11 protein-coding genes are annotated in these 12,711 nt (G+C 69.9%); 5 read left to right on the plus strand and 6 right to left on the minus strand.

Annotation, left to right across the window (positions count from 1 at the left end; translation table 11 throughout):
* The first annotated feature begins 26 nt into the window (after positions 1 to 26).
* The 3 genes from BM388_RS02275 to BM388_RS02285 all read left to right on the plus strand — a co-directional run bounded on the left by BM388_RS02275 (position 27) and on the right by BM388_RS02285 (position 3,156).
* Positions 27 to 1,466, plus strand: coding sequence for an ATP-binding protein (locus tag BM388_RS02275; protein ID WP_089846785.1), 1,440 nt, complete (start codon positions 27 to 29; stop codon positions 1,464 to 1,466).
* Complete coding sequence (locus BM388_RS02280; RefSeq protein ID WP_089846787.1) at positions 1,463 to 2,173, plus strand: response regulator; 711 nt, start codon at positions 1,463 to 1,465, stop codon at positions 2,171 to 2,173. Before BM388_RS02275 ends, BM388_RS02280 begins: the two co-directional genes overlap by 4 nt.
* Before the next feature lie 197 nt (positions 2,174 to 2,370).
* On the plus strand, positions 2,371 to 3,156 hold the full coding sequence (locus tag BM388_RS02285; RefSeq protein ID WP_089846789.1) for a hypothetical protein: 786 nt from the start codon (positions 2,371 to 2,373) through the stop codon (positions 3,154 to 3,156).
* 95 nt (positions 3,157 to 3,251) lie between these two features.
* Here the strand turns inward: BM388_RS02285 and gcvA are convergent, their stop codons facing one another.
* Positions 3,252 to 4,154, minus strand: coding sequence for a transcriptional regulator GcvA (gene gcvA / locus BM388_RS02290; protein ID WP_089846791.1), 903 nt, complete (start codon positions 4,152 to 4,154; stop codon positions 3,252 to 3,254).
* Positions 4,155 to 4,294: 140 nt separating this feature from the next.
* On the opposite strand from gcvA, the gene BM388_RS02295 reads away from it, so the two are divergent.
* Positions 4,295 to 5,671 carry an MFS transporter gene (locus BM388_RS02295; RefSeq protein WP_175535020.1) on the plus strand — a complete coding sequence of 459 codons (1,377 nt, stop codon included), beginning with the start codon at positions 4,295 to 4,297 and terminating at the stop codon, positions 5,669 to 5,671.
* A 42-nt stretch (positions 5,672 to 5,713) separates the two neighbouring features.
* Here the strand turns inward: BM388_RS02295 and BM388_RS02300 are convergent, their stop codons facing one another.
* The 3 genes from BM388_RS02300 to adhP all read right to left on the minus strand — a co-directional run bounded on the left by BM388_RS02300 (position 5,714) and on the right by adhP (position 9,275).
* Entirely contained in the window at positions 5,714 to 6,340 is a 627-nt protein-coding gene (locus BM388_RS02300; protein ID WP_089846793.1) for a methyltransferase domain-containing protein, read from the minus strand.
* Between the two features lie 187 nt (positions 6,341 to 6,527).
* Positions 6,528 to 8,048, minus strand: a complete 1,521-nt coding sequence (exaC, locus tag BM388_RS02305; protein ID WP_089846795.1) for an acetaldehyde dehydrogenase ExaC — start codon at positions 8,046 to 8,048, stop codon at positions 6,528 to 6,530.
* Between the two features lie 198 nt (positions 8,049 to 8,246).
* A complete protein-coding gene (gene adhP / locus BM388_RS02310; protein WP_089846797.1) occupies positions 8,247 to 9,275 on the minus strand; it encodes an alcohol dehydrogenase AdhP in 1,029 nt (342 codons plus the stop codon).
* A 154-nt stretch (positions 9,276 to 9,429) separates the two neighbouring features.
* Between adhP and BM388_RS02315 the strand changes: the two genes are divergently transcribed.
* The gene (locus BM388_RS02315; RefSeq protein WP_089846799.1) at positions 9,430 to 10,116 is read left to right on the plus strand and encodes a response regulator; all 687 of its coding nucleotides are present in this window, start codon (positions 9,430 to 9,432) and stop codon (positions 10,114 to 10,116) included.
* On the opposite strand, the gene BM388_RS02320 is transcribed toward BM388_RS02315, so the two are convergent.
* Entirely contained in the window at positions 10,108 to 11,520 is a 1,413-nt protein-coding gene (locus BM388_RS02320) for an ATP-binding response regulator (RefSeq protein WP_089846801.1), read from the minus strand. The two genes, BM388_RS02315 and BM388_RS02320, sit on opposite strands and share 9 nt — an antisense overlap.
* Positions 11,450 to 12,694 (minus strand): nitric oxide-sensing protein NosP, encoded by a 1,245-nt coding sequence (gene nosP / locus BM388_RS02325; protein ID WP_245781439.1) that lies wholly within the window; start codon positions 12,692 to 12,694, stop codon positions 11,450 to 11,452. The genes BM388_RS02320 and nosP overlap by 71 nt, the downstream gene beginning before the upstream one ends.
* Between the last annotated feature and the right edge of the window lie 17 nt (positions 12,695 to 12,711).

Below are 12,711 nucleotides of genomic sequence, written 5' to 3' on the forward strand. Positions count from 1 at the left end.
CCGCCCCTCGCTTTCGGAGCCTGCCCATGCGCGCGCCTCGCCTCCCCCGCCCGGCCGTCTCGCGACTCGGCATCAAACTGTTCGCGATCATCCTGGTGGTCAACGTGGCCATTTCGGGGCTGGTGTTCCTGGCCGTCTCGCGCAGCCTCGATCAGGGCTTCATCGAGTACCTCGACAAGACCCAGACCCGTCGCGCCGAGACCCTGGCCGAGGGGCTCGCCGAGGAGTGGGCGAGCCGCGACGACTGGCAGTGGCTGCGCCAGTCGCCGCGCGCCTGGCACCGACTGGTGCGCCGTCAGCTGTGGCCCGGCGACACGCCGCCGCCGGAGGGCATCGAGCGGCGCCTGGGCGATCCCAAGGACTTCGTGCTCCACGACGCCGGCGGCCTGCCGGTGATCGGCCTGCCCCCGGACGGCGACCAGGAGGCGGCGGAACTTCGCTGGCTGCCCATCGAGAGCGACGGCGAGGAGGTCGGCATGCTCGGCTACCGGCCGCCCCAGCAGCTGATGGCGCGCATGGATCGCATCTTCCTCTCCCGCCAGCAGCGCAACCTGGGCATCATCGTCGCCGCCCTGGGGCTGGCCTCGCTGCTGCTGGCCGGCGGCCTCTCCTGGTGGCTGGGGCGGCGCACCCGCGGCATGGCCCGGGCCACCCGGCGCCTCACCGAGGGCGACTACAGCACCCGCCTGGCCGAACACGGCCGCGACGAGCTGGCGAGCCTGGCCCACGACTTCAACGTCCTGGCGGCGACCCTGGAGGCCAGCCGTGAGGCGCGCAACCGATGGGTCTCGGACATCGCCCACGAGCTGCGCACGCCGCTCGCCGTGCTGCGCGGCGAGATCGAGGCGATGCAGGACGGCATCCGCGCGCTGGACGCCGACAACCTGCACTCGCTGGCCCAGGAGGTGGGCCAGCTCGAGCGCCTGGTCGCCGATCTGCGGTTGCTCTCCCAGAGCGATGCCGGCGCCCTGGAGGTCCAGCTGGCCCCGCTGGACCTGGCCGAGAGCCTCGCCTCGCGCCTCGATGAGGCCGCGGGCTGGCTCGACGACAGCGGCATCCGCCTGGAGCGCGAGGTCGACGGGCCGGCCTGGATCCGCGGCGACGTCCAGCGCCTGCGCCAGCTGTGGAACAACCTGATCGACAATACCTGCGCCTACACCCGCTCGCCGGGGCGGCTGCGCGTGCGCCTGGCCTGTCGCGATGGCCAGGTGCGAGTGACCTGGGAGGACAGCGCTCCCGGGGTGCCCGAGGCCGACCTGCCGCGGCTCACCGAGCGACTCTACCGAGTCGAGGGGTCGCGCAATCGCGCCAGCGGCGGCAGCGGCCTGGGGCTCTCGATCGCCACCGCCCTGGCTCGCGCCCACGGCGCCCACATGGAGGCCTCGCCCTCCGCGCTCGGCGGGCTATGCTGGACCCTGACCTTCACCGCCATCCAGGACCATTCGTCCAGGGAGGACGCCGCATGAGTAACCATGACGCCGATCCGGCTCAGATCCTGATCGTCGAGGACGAACCCAAGATCGCCCGCCTGGTCGCCGACTACCTCCAGGGCAGCGGCTTCACCAGCCACCACCTGGCCCACGGCGATGCCGTGCTGCCCTGGCTCGACGGCCGCGCGACGCGCCCCGAGCTGATCCTGCTCGACCTGATGCTGCCGGGCACCGACGGCCTGACGCTGTGCCGGGAGGTGCGCCAGCGCTGGCCCGACATCGCCATCGTCATGCTCACCGCGCGGGTCGAGGAGGTCGACCGCCTGCTCGGCCTGGAGCTGGGTGCCGACGACTACATCTGCAAGCCCTTCAGTCCCCGCGAGGTCGTGGCGCGGATCAAGGCCGTGCTGCGGCGCAGCCGGGCGGCCCAGGATCCCGCCGCCGGCACCGGCAGCGACCTGGTCCTCGACGAGGAGGGCTGGCGGGCGCTGGCCGACGGCCGTGACCTGGGGCTGACCGCGGTGGAGTTCCAGCTGCTCAAGGTGATGATGCAGTCGCCCGGGCGCATCTTCGCCCGCGAGCAGCTGATGGATCACATGTACCGCGACCACCGCATTGTCTCCGAGCGCACCGTGGACAGCCACGTCAAGAAGCTGCGCCGCAAGATCGCCGAGACCTGGCCGGAACGCGAGGTGATCCGCTCGGTCTACGGCGTGGGCTACAAGTATCAGCCGGAGGAGTAAGCGCCGGAGGCGCGCTACAGGGTAGAGCGCAGGAGAAGTGCAGTAGGAGCGCTGGAGGAGAGAGCGCCGGAGGAACGCTAGAATGGAGAAGCCGGCGGATTCACGGCTTTTGCACCGTCGCTGCATGCCGGCTGCACATCGAGCGACGAGACTGGCACCGTCATCCCGACCCGCCCGGGTCCCCAAGGAGTCCTGCCATGATGAAACGCTCGCCCACCCGTCCCCTGCTGGCCCCTTCGCTGCTGGCCCTTTCCCTCCTGGTCACGGCCGTCGCCTCCGTCTCGCCCTCGGCTCTCGCCTCCTCCGGCGACCGGGGCGGGCACCATGCCCCCCCTCACGCCGACCATCACGACGGTCATCACGGAAGCCATCTCGAAGGCCATCGCTCGGGCGATCACGGCCGACACCACCGCGGTCACCCTGACGACCACCGCCGCGCCCTCTTCGAGCGCGCCGGCATCGACGACGAGACCCGCGAGGCCCTGGAGGCCGCCCGCACCGAGCACCGCGAGGCGGTTCGTGAACTGCGTGAGACGCACCGCCAGCGCATAGACGAGATCCTCGATGACGAGCAGCGCGAGGCCCTGGCCACGGCGCGCCAGGCACTTTATGAAGAGCAGCGTCAAGAGTGGCGTAACGAAAGGCGCCAGGCGCATCGCGAGGCCATGCAGCAGCGCCTGACCGCGCTGGTCGACACTTGGCAGCTCTCGGACACCGAACGCGAGACGCTTCGCGAGGTCCGCGAGGCGATCTATACCGACATGCAGGCGCTGCGCGCCCGCGAGTTCGATTCACGTGAGGAGCGTCGCGAGGCGATGCGCGAGCTGCGCGAGGCGCATCAGGAAGCGCTCAGTCGAATCCTCAGCGACGAGCAGCTCGCAGAGATGCGCGAGGCGATCGAACCGCGCCGTCGCCATGGCATGGAGAAACATGGCCGCGACGGCGGCAAGGGCAGCGGCCAGGGAGCGTCTCTCAACGACTGAACCTACCTGCGACGACTGAACCTGCCTCGTCCCACCGATATCGCGCCCGGCCTCGTGCCGGGCGCCGCTGTTGATGGCCGGCTGCGGCCAGCCGCTCACTCCCGGGCACAGAGCTCGTGCAGCCAGTCGCGACAGGCCGCCAGGGCGGGATTGCCCAGGGCATCGGCCCGGTAGGCCAGATAATAGTCGACGCCGGCCGGCAGCCAGGGCTCGAAGGGGGCCACCAGCCGCCCCGCCCGGAGCTCCTCGCGGACCAGGCTGAAGGGGCCCAGCGCCACGCCCCGCCCGGCCACCGCCTCCATGATCGCCAGGTACCAGACGCTGAAGCGCGGCCCCGAGCGGGCGTCCACCTGGGGTGCGCCGGCCATCGCCAGCCACTCGCGCCAGCCGGTCACCCGGGGACCGGGGTGCGGGTCGAAGATGTGCAGCAGCCGCTGGCGGCCGAGGTCGGCCGGCTCGGTCAGTGGCGCCTCGCCCTCGAGCAGGGCCGGCGCGCACACCGGCGCCAGGGTCTCGCGCAGCAGCAGCTCAGACACTACGCCCGCCTCCCGCGACGGCCCCAGGCGCACCGCGAGATCGACGTCTTCACGGCGCAGGTCGACGTTGCGCTCGGTAGCGCCGATGCGCACGTCGACCTCGGGATGGCGGGCGTTGAACTCCCAGAGCCGCGGCACCAGCCATTGCGTGCCCAGCGACGGCGTGACGTTGAGGGTCAGCACCTGGCCGGCCTCGCGACTCTGCAGCACGCGGGTGGCCTGCTCCAGCCGATCGAAGGCCTCGCTGAGCTCCGGCAGGTAGCGCTCACCCGCCTCGGTCAGTTCGAGCCCGCGGGCGTGACGGGCGAACAGCGCCACCTCCAGCCAGGCCTCCAGGGCACGGACCTGCTGACTGACCGCCGAGGCGGTGACGTGAAGCTCCGTGCCGGCGGCGGCAAAGCTCTCGTGGCGAGCGGCGGCCTCGAAGGCGCGAAGGCCGTTGAGGGGTGGGAGTCGGCGCATGGATGACCCTTAGTTTTTCTTGTGCATCGATGTAGCAAATCGCGTTTGTCAGCATAGCACTGGAGCCCTATTTTACCTGCCTGCGCCGCGTCAGGCGCCGAATCGACAAGCCCCACTTTTTCTTTCGTCAGGAGCCACCCATGGCGATCACGGCCCCCCGCCCCGGCACCACTACCGCCTCCGCCGCCTGGAGCCTCTGGGCGCTGCTGCTGGGCGTCGGCCTGCTGATGCTCGGCAACGGCCTGATGGGCAGCCTGCTGGGCATGCGCGCCGCCGAGGAGGCCTTCGGCAATACCGCCACCGGCTTCATCATGTCCTCGTACTTCGTGGGCTTCCTGGCGGGCTCGACCCTGACCCCGCGCAAGCTGCGTGAGGTCGGCCATATCCGCGTCTTCGCCGCACTGGCCTCGATCACCTCGATCGCCATCCTGGTCCATGTGATGGTCATCGACCCCTGGATCTGGGCCGGCATGCGCCTGGTGACCGGCTTCGCCTACGCCGGCCTCTATGTGGTGACCGAGAGCTGGCTCAACGGCTACGCCTCCAACCAGCTGCGCGGCCGCCTGCTGGCCTTCTACATGGTGATCAGCTACCTCGGAATGGGCGGCGGGCAGCTGATGCTCAACCTGGCCGATCCCAGCGGCGTGATCCTCTTCCTGCTGGTGTCGATCCTGGTGTCGCTGGCGCTGGTGCCGATACTCTTGAGCCATACCCCGCAGCCGGATACCAGCCAGCCCGAGTCCATGAGCTTGCTGCGGCTGTGCCGCCTCTCGCCGCTGGGCACCATCGGCTGCCTGCTCACCGGCATCGCCAACGGCACCGTGTTCGGCATGGGCGCGGTCTATGCCACCCGCTCGGGCATGGCGGTGGACGAGGTCGCCGCCTTCATGGGCGCCTTCATCCTCGGCGGGGCGCTCCTGCAGTGGCCGCTGGGCAAGCTGTCGGACAAGACCGACCGCCAGAAGGTGATCGTGGTGGTGGCCGGGCTGGCCACCCTGCTGGCGCTGGCCGGCCTGACGGTAGACGCCGACGCGCCGCTGCTGAGGATATTGCTGGGGGCGGCGCTGGGCGGCACCAGCCTGACCCTCTACTCGCTGTGCCTGGCGACTGCCAACGACGACCTGACCTCGAGCCAGGTGATCGCGGCCAGCAGCAGCCTGGTGCTGGCGCTGGGCATCGGCGCCACCCTCGGCCCGGTCAGCACCGGCCTGCTGATGGAGTGGCTCGGCCCCGGCGGCTTCATGTGGGACATGGCGGCGATCCATGCCCTGCTTGTCGCCGTCGGCCTCTACTGCCTGGTGCGCTATCCGGGCCATGCCTCGGAGACCCACGGCCACTATGTCGCCATGCCGGCGGGTAGCGCGGCGCTGGGCACCACCTGGGCCGAGGAGGCCGCCAACGAGGCCGAGCAGCTGGAACTCGACCTCGAGGGCGAGCCGGAAGCCGCCGCTTGCGCGCCGGCGGAGAGCGAGGACGCCTGGGCGGATCACGGCGCGCCCCGCCCCTCGCCGCTATAGCTATAGTGAGGTCTGGCTAGTGCCCGTGAGTGGTGACCGCGCTCACTCGGTCTGGGGCGGAGTGCGTGTGAACAGCGCCACCTGGGTCGGCTGGCCGAGGTGGGGGTCGAGTTCGCCGACCCCCGAGAAGCGCACCCGGTAGCCGTTGCGACGGGCGACGCCCTGCCCCCAGTCGCGAAAGCGCGCCCGGCCCCACTCGAACTTGTGATCGGGATCGCGAAACTCGCCGGGCGCCAGGCCGTAAAGCGGGTTGTACTCGCCATTGGGAGTGGTCATCACCAGCAGCCTGGGGCGCAGGCCGGCGAAGACCGCCCGCTCGACCCGGGAGAGCGACTCGGAAGGCACGTGCTCGATAGTCTCGACCATGGCCGCGGCCTCGAAGCCGACCAGCGCCGGGTGGGCCTCGGCATAGGAGCCGCAGATCAGCTCGAGGCGCCCCGCACGGGCGGCCGGCAGGGTCGAAAGTCTCAGCTTGGCCTGGGCGAGCAGCTCGCCACTGAGCTCCAGGCCGACCACCCGCTCGAACTGCTCGTCGCGCAGCAGGTACTGCAGCAGACCCCCGGAGCCGCAGCCGAGATCGAGGACCCGCCGCGCCCCGCTCTGCCGGATCAGCGACGCCGCCCGCTGCAGGCGCGCCTGGTGGAGATCGGAGTCTTCGAGGTCGGTCATCGCCGTATCGTCCGGTCGGAAGCGGGGCGAGTGATGATGACGCAAAAGCGGGCGGGGCGTGTAGCGAGCGACGAAAAAAAGGCGCGACTCGCGTCGCGCCAAACTACCTGCTCGGTTATCGCCGAGGCCTCTGCCAGGCTTAAATCATCCGTACAGGCCATCAGTACAGACGATCAGTAAAGGCCGATCAGAAGAAGCCCAGCGGATTAATGTCGTAGCTCACCAGCAGGTTCTTGGTCTGCTGGTAGTGCTCGAGGGCCACCTTATGGGTCTCGCGGCCGACGCCGGACTTCTTGTAGCCGCCGAAGGCGGCGTGGGCGGGATACTGGTGATAGCAGTTGGTCCAGACGCGGCCGGCCTGGATGCCGCGGCCCATGCGGAAGGCGACGTTCATGTCGCGACTCCAGACGCCCGCGCCGAGGCCGAACTCGGTGTCGTTGGCGATGGCCAGCGCCTCTTCCTCGTCCTTGAAGGTGGTCACCGCTACCACCGGGCCGAAGATCTCCTCCTGGAAGACGCGCATGCTGTTGTGGCCCTTGAGCAGGGTCGGCTGGATGTAATAGCCGTTGTTGATGGCCGGATCCAGGGTCTCGGGCTTGCCGCCGGTCAGGAACTCGGCGCCCTCCTCGCGGGCGATGTCCATGTAGGACATGATCTTGTCGAACTGCTCCTGGGAGGCCTGGGCGCCGACCTGGACGTCGGTATCCAGCGGGTTGCCGCGCTTGATCTGCCCCACCTTCTCCATGACCTTGGCCATGAAGTCGTCGTACATGCTCTCCTGGATCAGGGCGCGAGAGGGGCAGGTGCACACCTCGCCCTGGTTGAAGAAGGCCAGCACCAGACCCTCGGCGGCCTTGTCGATGAAGGCCGGCTCGGCCTTCATGATGTCGGCGAAGTAGATGTTCGGCGACTTGCCGCCCAGCTCCACCGTGGAGGGGATGATGTTCTCGGCGGCGCACTTGAGGATGTGCGCGCCCACCGGTGTGGAGCCGGTGAAGGCGATCTTGGCGATGCGCTTGCTGGTCGCCAGCGCCTGGCCGGCCTCGGCGCCGTAGCCGTTGACGACGTTGAGCACGCCGGGCGGCAGCAGGTCGCCGACCAGCTCCATCAGCTTGAGGATCGAGGCCGGGGTCTGCTCGGCGGGCTTGAGCACCACGCAGTTGCCCGCCGCCAGCGCCGGCGCCAGCTTCCAGACGGCCATCAGCAGCGGGAAGTTCCAGGGGATGATCTGCCCCACCACCCCCAGCGGCTCGTGGAAGTGGTAGGCCACGGTGTTGGCGTCGATGTCCGCGGCGGTCCCTTCCTGGGCGCGGATGCAGCCGGCGAAGTAGCGGAAGTGGTCGACGGCCAGCGGCAGGTCGGCATTCAAGGTCTCGCGGACCGCCTTGCCGTTGTCCCAGGTATCGGCCACGGAGAGCATCTCGAGGTTCTGCTCCATGCGATCGGCGATCCTGAGCAGCACGTTGGAGCGCTCGGCGGCCGAGGTCTTGCCCCAGGCCGGGGCGGCCTGGTGGGCGGCGTCCAGGGCGAGGTCGATGTCCTCGGCGGTAGAGCGGGGAATCTGGCAGAACACCTCGCCGTTGACCGGGCTGACGTTGTCGAAGTACTGGCCCTTCACCGGGGGCACGAACTCGCCGCCGATGTAGTTGCCGTAGCGCGGCTCGAAGCTGACGACCGAACCGGCCTGGCCGGGGTTGGCATAGATCATGGCGTGACTCCTGGCTATTGTCGTTATGGTGTCGTGATGGAGGTTCATCTCTAAGTCTTGGTGAGCGCGGCCGTTCGCGACATACTCCGGTGGCAGGAGCCGGCCTCCTCCTTCGGGAGGAGGCCCAGGCGTCGCGCTCGGTGCGCCGCCACGAAGGCGCGATGCGATCGCACCTCGATGAGCGTTACCGGTGGCGTCTCACGACGTCATGTCGAGGACCACGCGCCCTTCGATGCGGCCCTCGATCATGCGCTGGAAGACATCGTTGATGTTCTCAAGCCGGTCGGTGGCCACCGTGGCCTTGACCTTGCCCTCGCCGGCGAAGTCCAGCGACTCCTGCAGGTCCTGGCGAGTGCCGACGATGGAGCCGCGGATGGTCAGGCCGTTGAGCACGGTGCCGAAGATCGGCAGCGGGAAGTCCCCCGGCGGCAGGCCGTTGAGCACCAGGGTACCGCCCCGGCGCAGCATGCCCTGGGCCTGGTCGAAGGCCTTGGGCGAGACCGCCGTGACCAGCGCCCCGTGGGCCCCGCCGATCGCCTTCTTGATATAGGCCGCCGGGTCGGTCTGCATGGCGTTGACCGTCACCGCGGCGCCCAGCCGCTCAGCGAGCGCCAGCTTGGCGTCGTCGATGTCGACGGCCGCCACGTTGAGCCCCATGGCCCTGGCGTACTGCACGGCCATGTGACCAAGCCCACCGATGCCGGAGATCACCACCCACTGGCCGGGGCGGGTGTCGGTCATCTTCAGCCCCTTGTAGACCGTGACGCCGGCACACAGCACCGGGGCGATCTCGAGGAAGTCGACGTTGTCGGGGAGGCGTCCCACGTAGCCGGCGTCAGCCAGGGTGTAGTCGGCGAAGCCGCCATTGACCGAGTAGCCGGTGTTCTGCTGCGACTCGCAGAGGGTTTCCCAGCCGCCTAGGCAGTGCTCGCAATGGCCGCAGGCGGAGTAGAGCCAGGGCACCCCGACGCGATCGCCCTCCTTGACGTGGCTGACCCCCTCGCCCACGGCCACGATGTGCCCCACGCCCTCATGGCCGGGGATGAACGGGGGCTCAGGCTTGACCGGCCAGTCGCCGTGGACGGCGTGCAGGTCGGTATGGCAAACCCCCGAGGCCGCCACCTTGACCAGGATCTCCCCGCGCTTCGGCCGAGGCGTCGGGACCTCCTCGATGGTCAGCGGTTCGCCGAACTTGCGCACCACGGCGGCTTTCATCGTTGCGTCCATCTCGAATCTCCTTTGCCTTTTCAAGGGTCGCGCGAAGGTAGGGATCGCGACCTACTCCCCAGTCTTGATCAGCGGGGCCTTGTGGGACATACTGCGGTGGCAGGAGAGCGCCTCCCCCTTCGGTAGGAGGCAAGACGATGCCAGGAGGATTGCCATGCACACCCTGATGGTCGCCGATGACCATCCGCTGTTTCGCGAGGCCATCGGCGCGGTGATCGCCGCCGGGCTGCCCGACAGCCGACTGCTGGAGGCCGAGAGCCTGGCCCACGCCCTGCAGCGAGCCGGGGAGCATGCAGACCTCGACCTGGTGCTGCTGGATCTCGGCCTGCCCGATGCCAGCGGGCTCGAAGGACTGCGGGCGCTGCGCGAGGCGTATCCCGCGCTGCCGGTGGCGATCCTCTCCGCCGACCAGGAACGGCGCACCGTGCTCGAGGCCATCGATCTCGGTGCGGTGGGCTATATCCCGAAGTCGACGCCGCGCCATGAACTGCAGGCGGCCCTGACCCGCCTGCTGGAGGGCCAGCTCTACCTGCCGGCGGACGTCATGCGCTGTGCTCCGGCTGCCCCTGCTCGGCCGCCTGCAGACGAGGAGGGGCCACGGAACGCCCAGCGCCTGGCCGAGCTCACCGACAAGCAGCTCGAGGTGCTGATCCGCCTCTCCCGAGGCGCCTCCAACAAGGTGATCGCCCGCGAACTGGATATCGCCGAGACCACGGTGAAGACCCACGTCTCGGCGATCCTGCGCAAGCTTCACGTCTCGGGCCGCGTCCAGGCAATACTCGCCGCCGGCGCCCTCGATCTCGAGGCGCTGCTGGCCGAGCGCCACGCCCCGTCACACTGAGCCACCGCCTCGCAGTCCGACCAGCTGCATGCGCAGCCGCAGCGGCTTCACGGGTTTGAGCAGGCAGCCGTAGCCCAGCTGGCGGGTCAGGCTCTTGATCGAGGCGTCATGATTGGCGGTGATCACCACCACCGCCAGCCCGGGCTGGCGCTCGCGCAGCCGCGCGGCCACCGAGAGGCCATCGGGGTCGCCCTCCCCCAGGTGATAGTCGACCAGCAGCACCTCGGCGGCCTCGCCGGGGGCTTGGGTCTCCAGAGCGGTGTCCAGGTCGGCCAGACAGGTGGCGGTGCGCACCCCACAGCCCCAGCCGGCGAGCAGTGCCGCCATCCCCTCGCAGATCTCGGGGTCGTCGTCGACGACCCAGACCCGCATGCCCGCCAGGACGTCGCCCTCCCAGGCCGGCGCCGAGGCCGGGGCGCGCGCCGGCGATGACGGCAGCCGGCCGAAGGGCACGCGCACCGCAAACAGCGAGCCGCGCCCCGGCACCGAGGCCAGGCGCAGGGGATGGTCGAGGATCCCGGCGATGCGATCGACGATCGCCAGGCCTAGCCCCAGGCCGCGATCCTCGGCGTCGCGGCGCTCGCCCAGGCGCTGGAACTCCAGGAAGATCGCCTCGCGCTGCGCTTCGGGAATGCCGGGTCCGGTATCGCCCACCAGGATCTCGAGACCGTCGGGGCGGCGACGGCAGCCCAGCAGGATCCGGCCATGCTCGGTGTAGCGAATGGCATTGGTCAGGAAGTTACGCACCACCCGCGCGAGCAGCGCCAGGTCCGAGGCGATGATCGCCTCGCTGCCGACGTAGTGCAGCGCGAGCCCCCGGGCCGCGGCCATATGACGAAACTCCTCGGCCAGCACGTCGAGCAGCCGGGCGACGGGGAACGGGGCGGTGTCCGGCTCGAGCACGCCGGCGTCGAGCCGTGAGATATCCACCAGGGTGCCGAGCAAAGCCTCCACGTCCGTGAGCGAGCGGCCGACATGCCCCACCAGGCGAGTCGACGCGGCGGGCAGGTCGTGATCCTCCAGGGCGCTGGTGAACAGCCGAGCGGCATTCAGCGGCTGCATCAGGTCGTGGCTGACCGCGGCCAGGAAGCGCGTCTTGGAGAGGTTGGCCGCCTCGGCTTCGGCCTTGGCGGCATGCAGCTCGGCCAGGGTCTGCTGCAGGGCCTCGGTGCGCTCGCGGACCTGCTCGGCGAGCAGCACGGCATGCTCGAAGGCCGCATAGGGTGCGGCGCCCGCCACCCCCACGGATTCCACCCGCTCCATCAGCGCGGCGGCGATCCGGCGCAGGCGCGCGTTTTCCTCGAGCAGTTCCCGCTCGCGGGGGGAGGCGTCTTCAGGAACCGCCCGCGGCCGGTCGAGATCCAATGGCGACCCCGGTGAAGGTCTGGTTGATGTGCATGCCATGATGCTGCTCCCCATAGGAGTTGAAGCCGATCACCCGCGAGCGCGCCATCAGCCGCGAGGCCGCGTCCACGCGCTCCAGCGTTTCCAGCTCCAGCCGACGCAGGAAGCAGTCGCAGGCGATGATCAGCGCCGGGTCGCCAAGCCGCTCGGTGAGCCCATCGAAGACCGCCTCGAGATCCTCGAGCAGGGGCGCCGGGCGCATGGCGGTGAGCACGATGCCGTTCTCCACGGCGCAGTAGAAACTGAGGCTGCCATCGTCGTTGACTCGCTGGATGGCGCGCACGAAGTACGCCTCACCGAGCCGCACCGCCAGGGGATGGCGGGCGAAGACCGCGGCATCCAGGGCCGCGACCGGCAGGCCCACCAGCCGGGCATACTCCTCGGCGGCCGGCAGGGCGTTGAGCTCCAGCACCCGGCGGCGCTCGCGATCGGCCCGGGTGACCACCAGCTTTTCGCCGCGCGGGCGCAGGTGGTGAGTGGTGAAGACCTCGAAGGGCAGCCGGGTGTTGATCAGCACCACCACCGCGGCCTGGCCGTGGAAGCGGCCCTCGGCATGCACATGGGTATGGGCCAGGCGATTATCGTCACCGGCGGAGCCGCCGAAGCTGGGGATGCGCCCCAGGGCGGCATCCAGAGTCGCCAGCACCTGCTCCTCGCAGCTGGAGAGGCCGTCGAGCAGCGTCAGGGCGAAGCTGTGCTCGGCCAGTGGCGCCAGGGCGCGATCGCGACAGTCGTCGAGCAGGCCATCGACCAGGCGCTGGGCGCGCATCAGATCGAAGCCTCCCAGATCATCGACTAGCGCGCAGGAGACCGCGAAGTGGCGCCGGTCGAGGCCGATGGCGACGATGCAGCCGCGTCCGTAGCCCTCGGGTGCGATTTCCCCGGCGGTGGTGCAGCCCGCCACCGGCACGCCGGCGAAGGCCGCGTTTAAGGCCTCGGAGAGCGCCGCCAGGGGATACTCGGCGCTGCAGAAGAACAGCACGAAGCCGAGCTCGGGGTGGCACAGCGCATCGGCCAGCTCCCGCGCCGCGGCACGGGGATCGCCCCGCTGGCTCACGGCCGTGTACAGCGGCACGCTCTCGTCTGCCGGCCCCTCGTCGGCCGTGCCATCGTCTACCGCGCCCTCGACTGCCATGCCAGCGAGCCCGGGGCTGGCGGGGAAAGGTTCGCGCATATCGGCCTGCCTGTCGG

It is taken from the genome of Halomonas saccharevitans, assembly GCF_900116405.1.
GTDB lineage: Bacteria > Pseudomonadota > Gammaproteobacteria > Pseudomonadales > Halomonadaceae > Halomonas > Halomonas saccharevitans.

Coding starts and splice junctions, on each gene's coding strand:
- BM388_RS02275 (WP_089846785.1), top strand. CDS start 27: ATGCGCGCGCCTCGCCTCCCCCGCCCGGCCGTCTCGCGACTCGGCATC.
- BM388_RS02280 (WP_089846787.1), top strand. CDS start 1,463: ATGAGTAACCATGACGCCGATCCGGCTCAGATCCTGATCGTCGAGGAC.
- BM388_RS02285 (WP_089846789.1), top strand. CDS start 2,371: ATGATGAAACGCTCGCCCACCCGTCCCCTGCTGGCCCCTTCGCTGCTG.
- gcvA (WP_089846791.1), bottom strand. CDS start 4,154: ATGCGCCGACTCCCACCCCTCAACGGCCTTCGCGCCTTCGAGGCCGCC.
- BM388_RS02295 (WP_175535020.1), top strand. CDS start 4,295: ATGGCGATCACGGCCCCCCGCCCCGGCACCACTACCGCCTCCGCCGCC.
- BM388_RS02300 (WP_089846793.1), bottom strand. CDS start 6,340: ATGACCGACCTCGAAGACTCCGATCTCCACCAGGCGCGCCTGCAGCGG.
- exaC (WP_089846795.1), bottom strand. CDS start 8,048: ATGATCTATGCCAACCCCGGCCAGGCCGGTTCGGTCGTCAGCTTCGAG.
- adhP (WP_089846797.1), bottom strand. CDS start 9,275: ATGGACGCAACGATGAAAGCCGCCGTGGTGCGCAAGTTCGGCGAACCG.
- BM388_RS02315 (WP_089846799.1), top strand. CDS start 9,430: ATGCACACCCTGATGGTCGCCGATGACCATCCGCTGTTTCGCGAGGCC.
- BM388_RS02320 (WP_089846801.1), bottom strand. CDS start 11,520: ATGGCATGCACATCAACCAGACCTTCACCGGGGTCGCCATTGGATCTC.
- nosP (WP_245781439.1), bottom strand. CDS start 12,694: ATGCGCGAACCTTTCCCCGCCAGCCCCGGGCTCGCTGGCATGGCAGTC.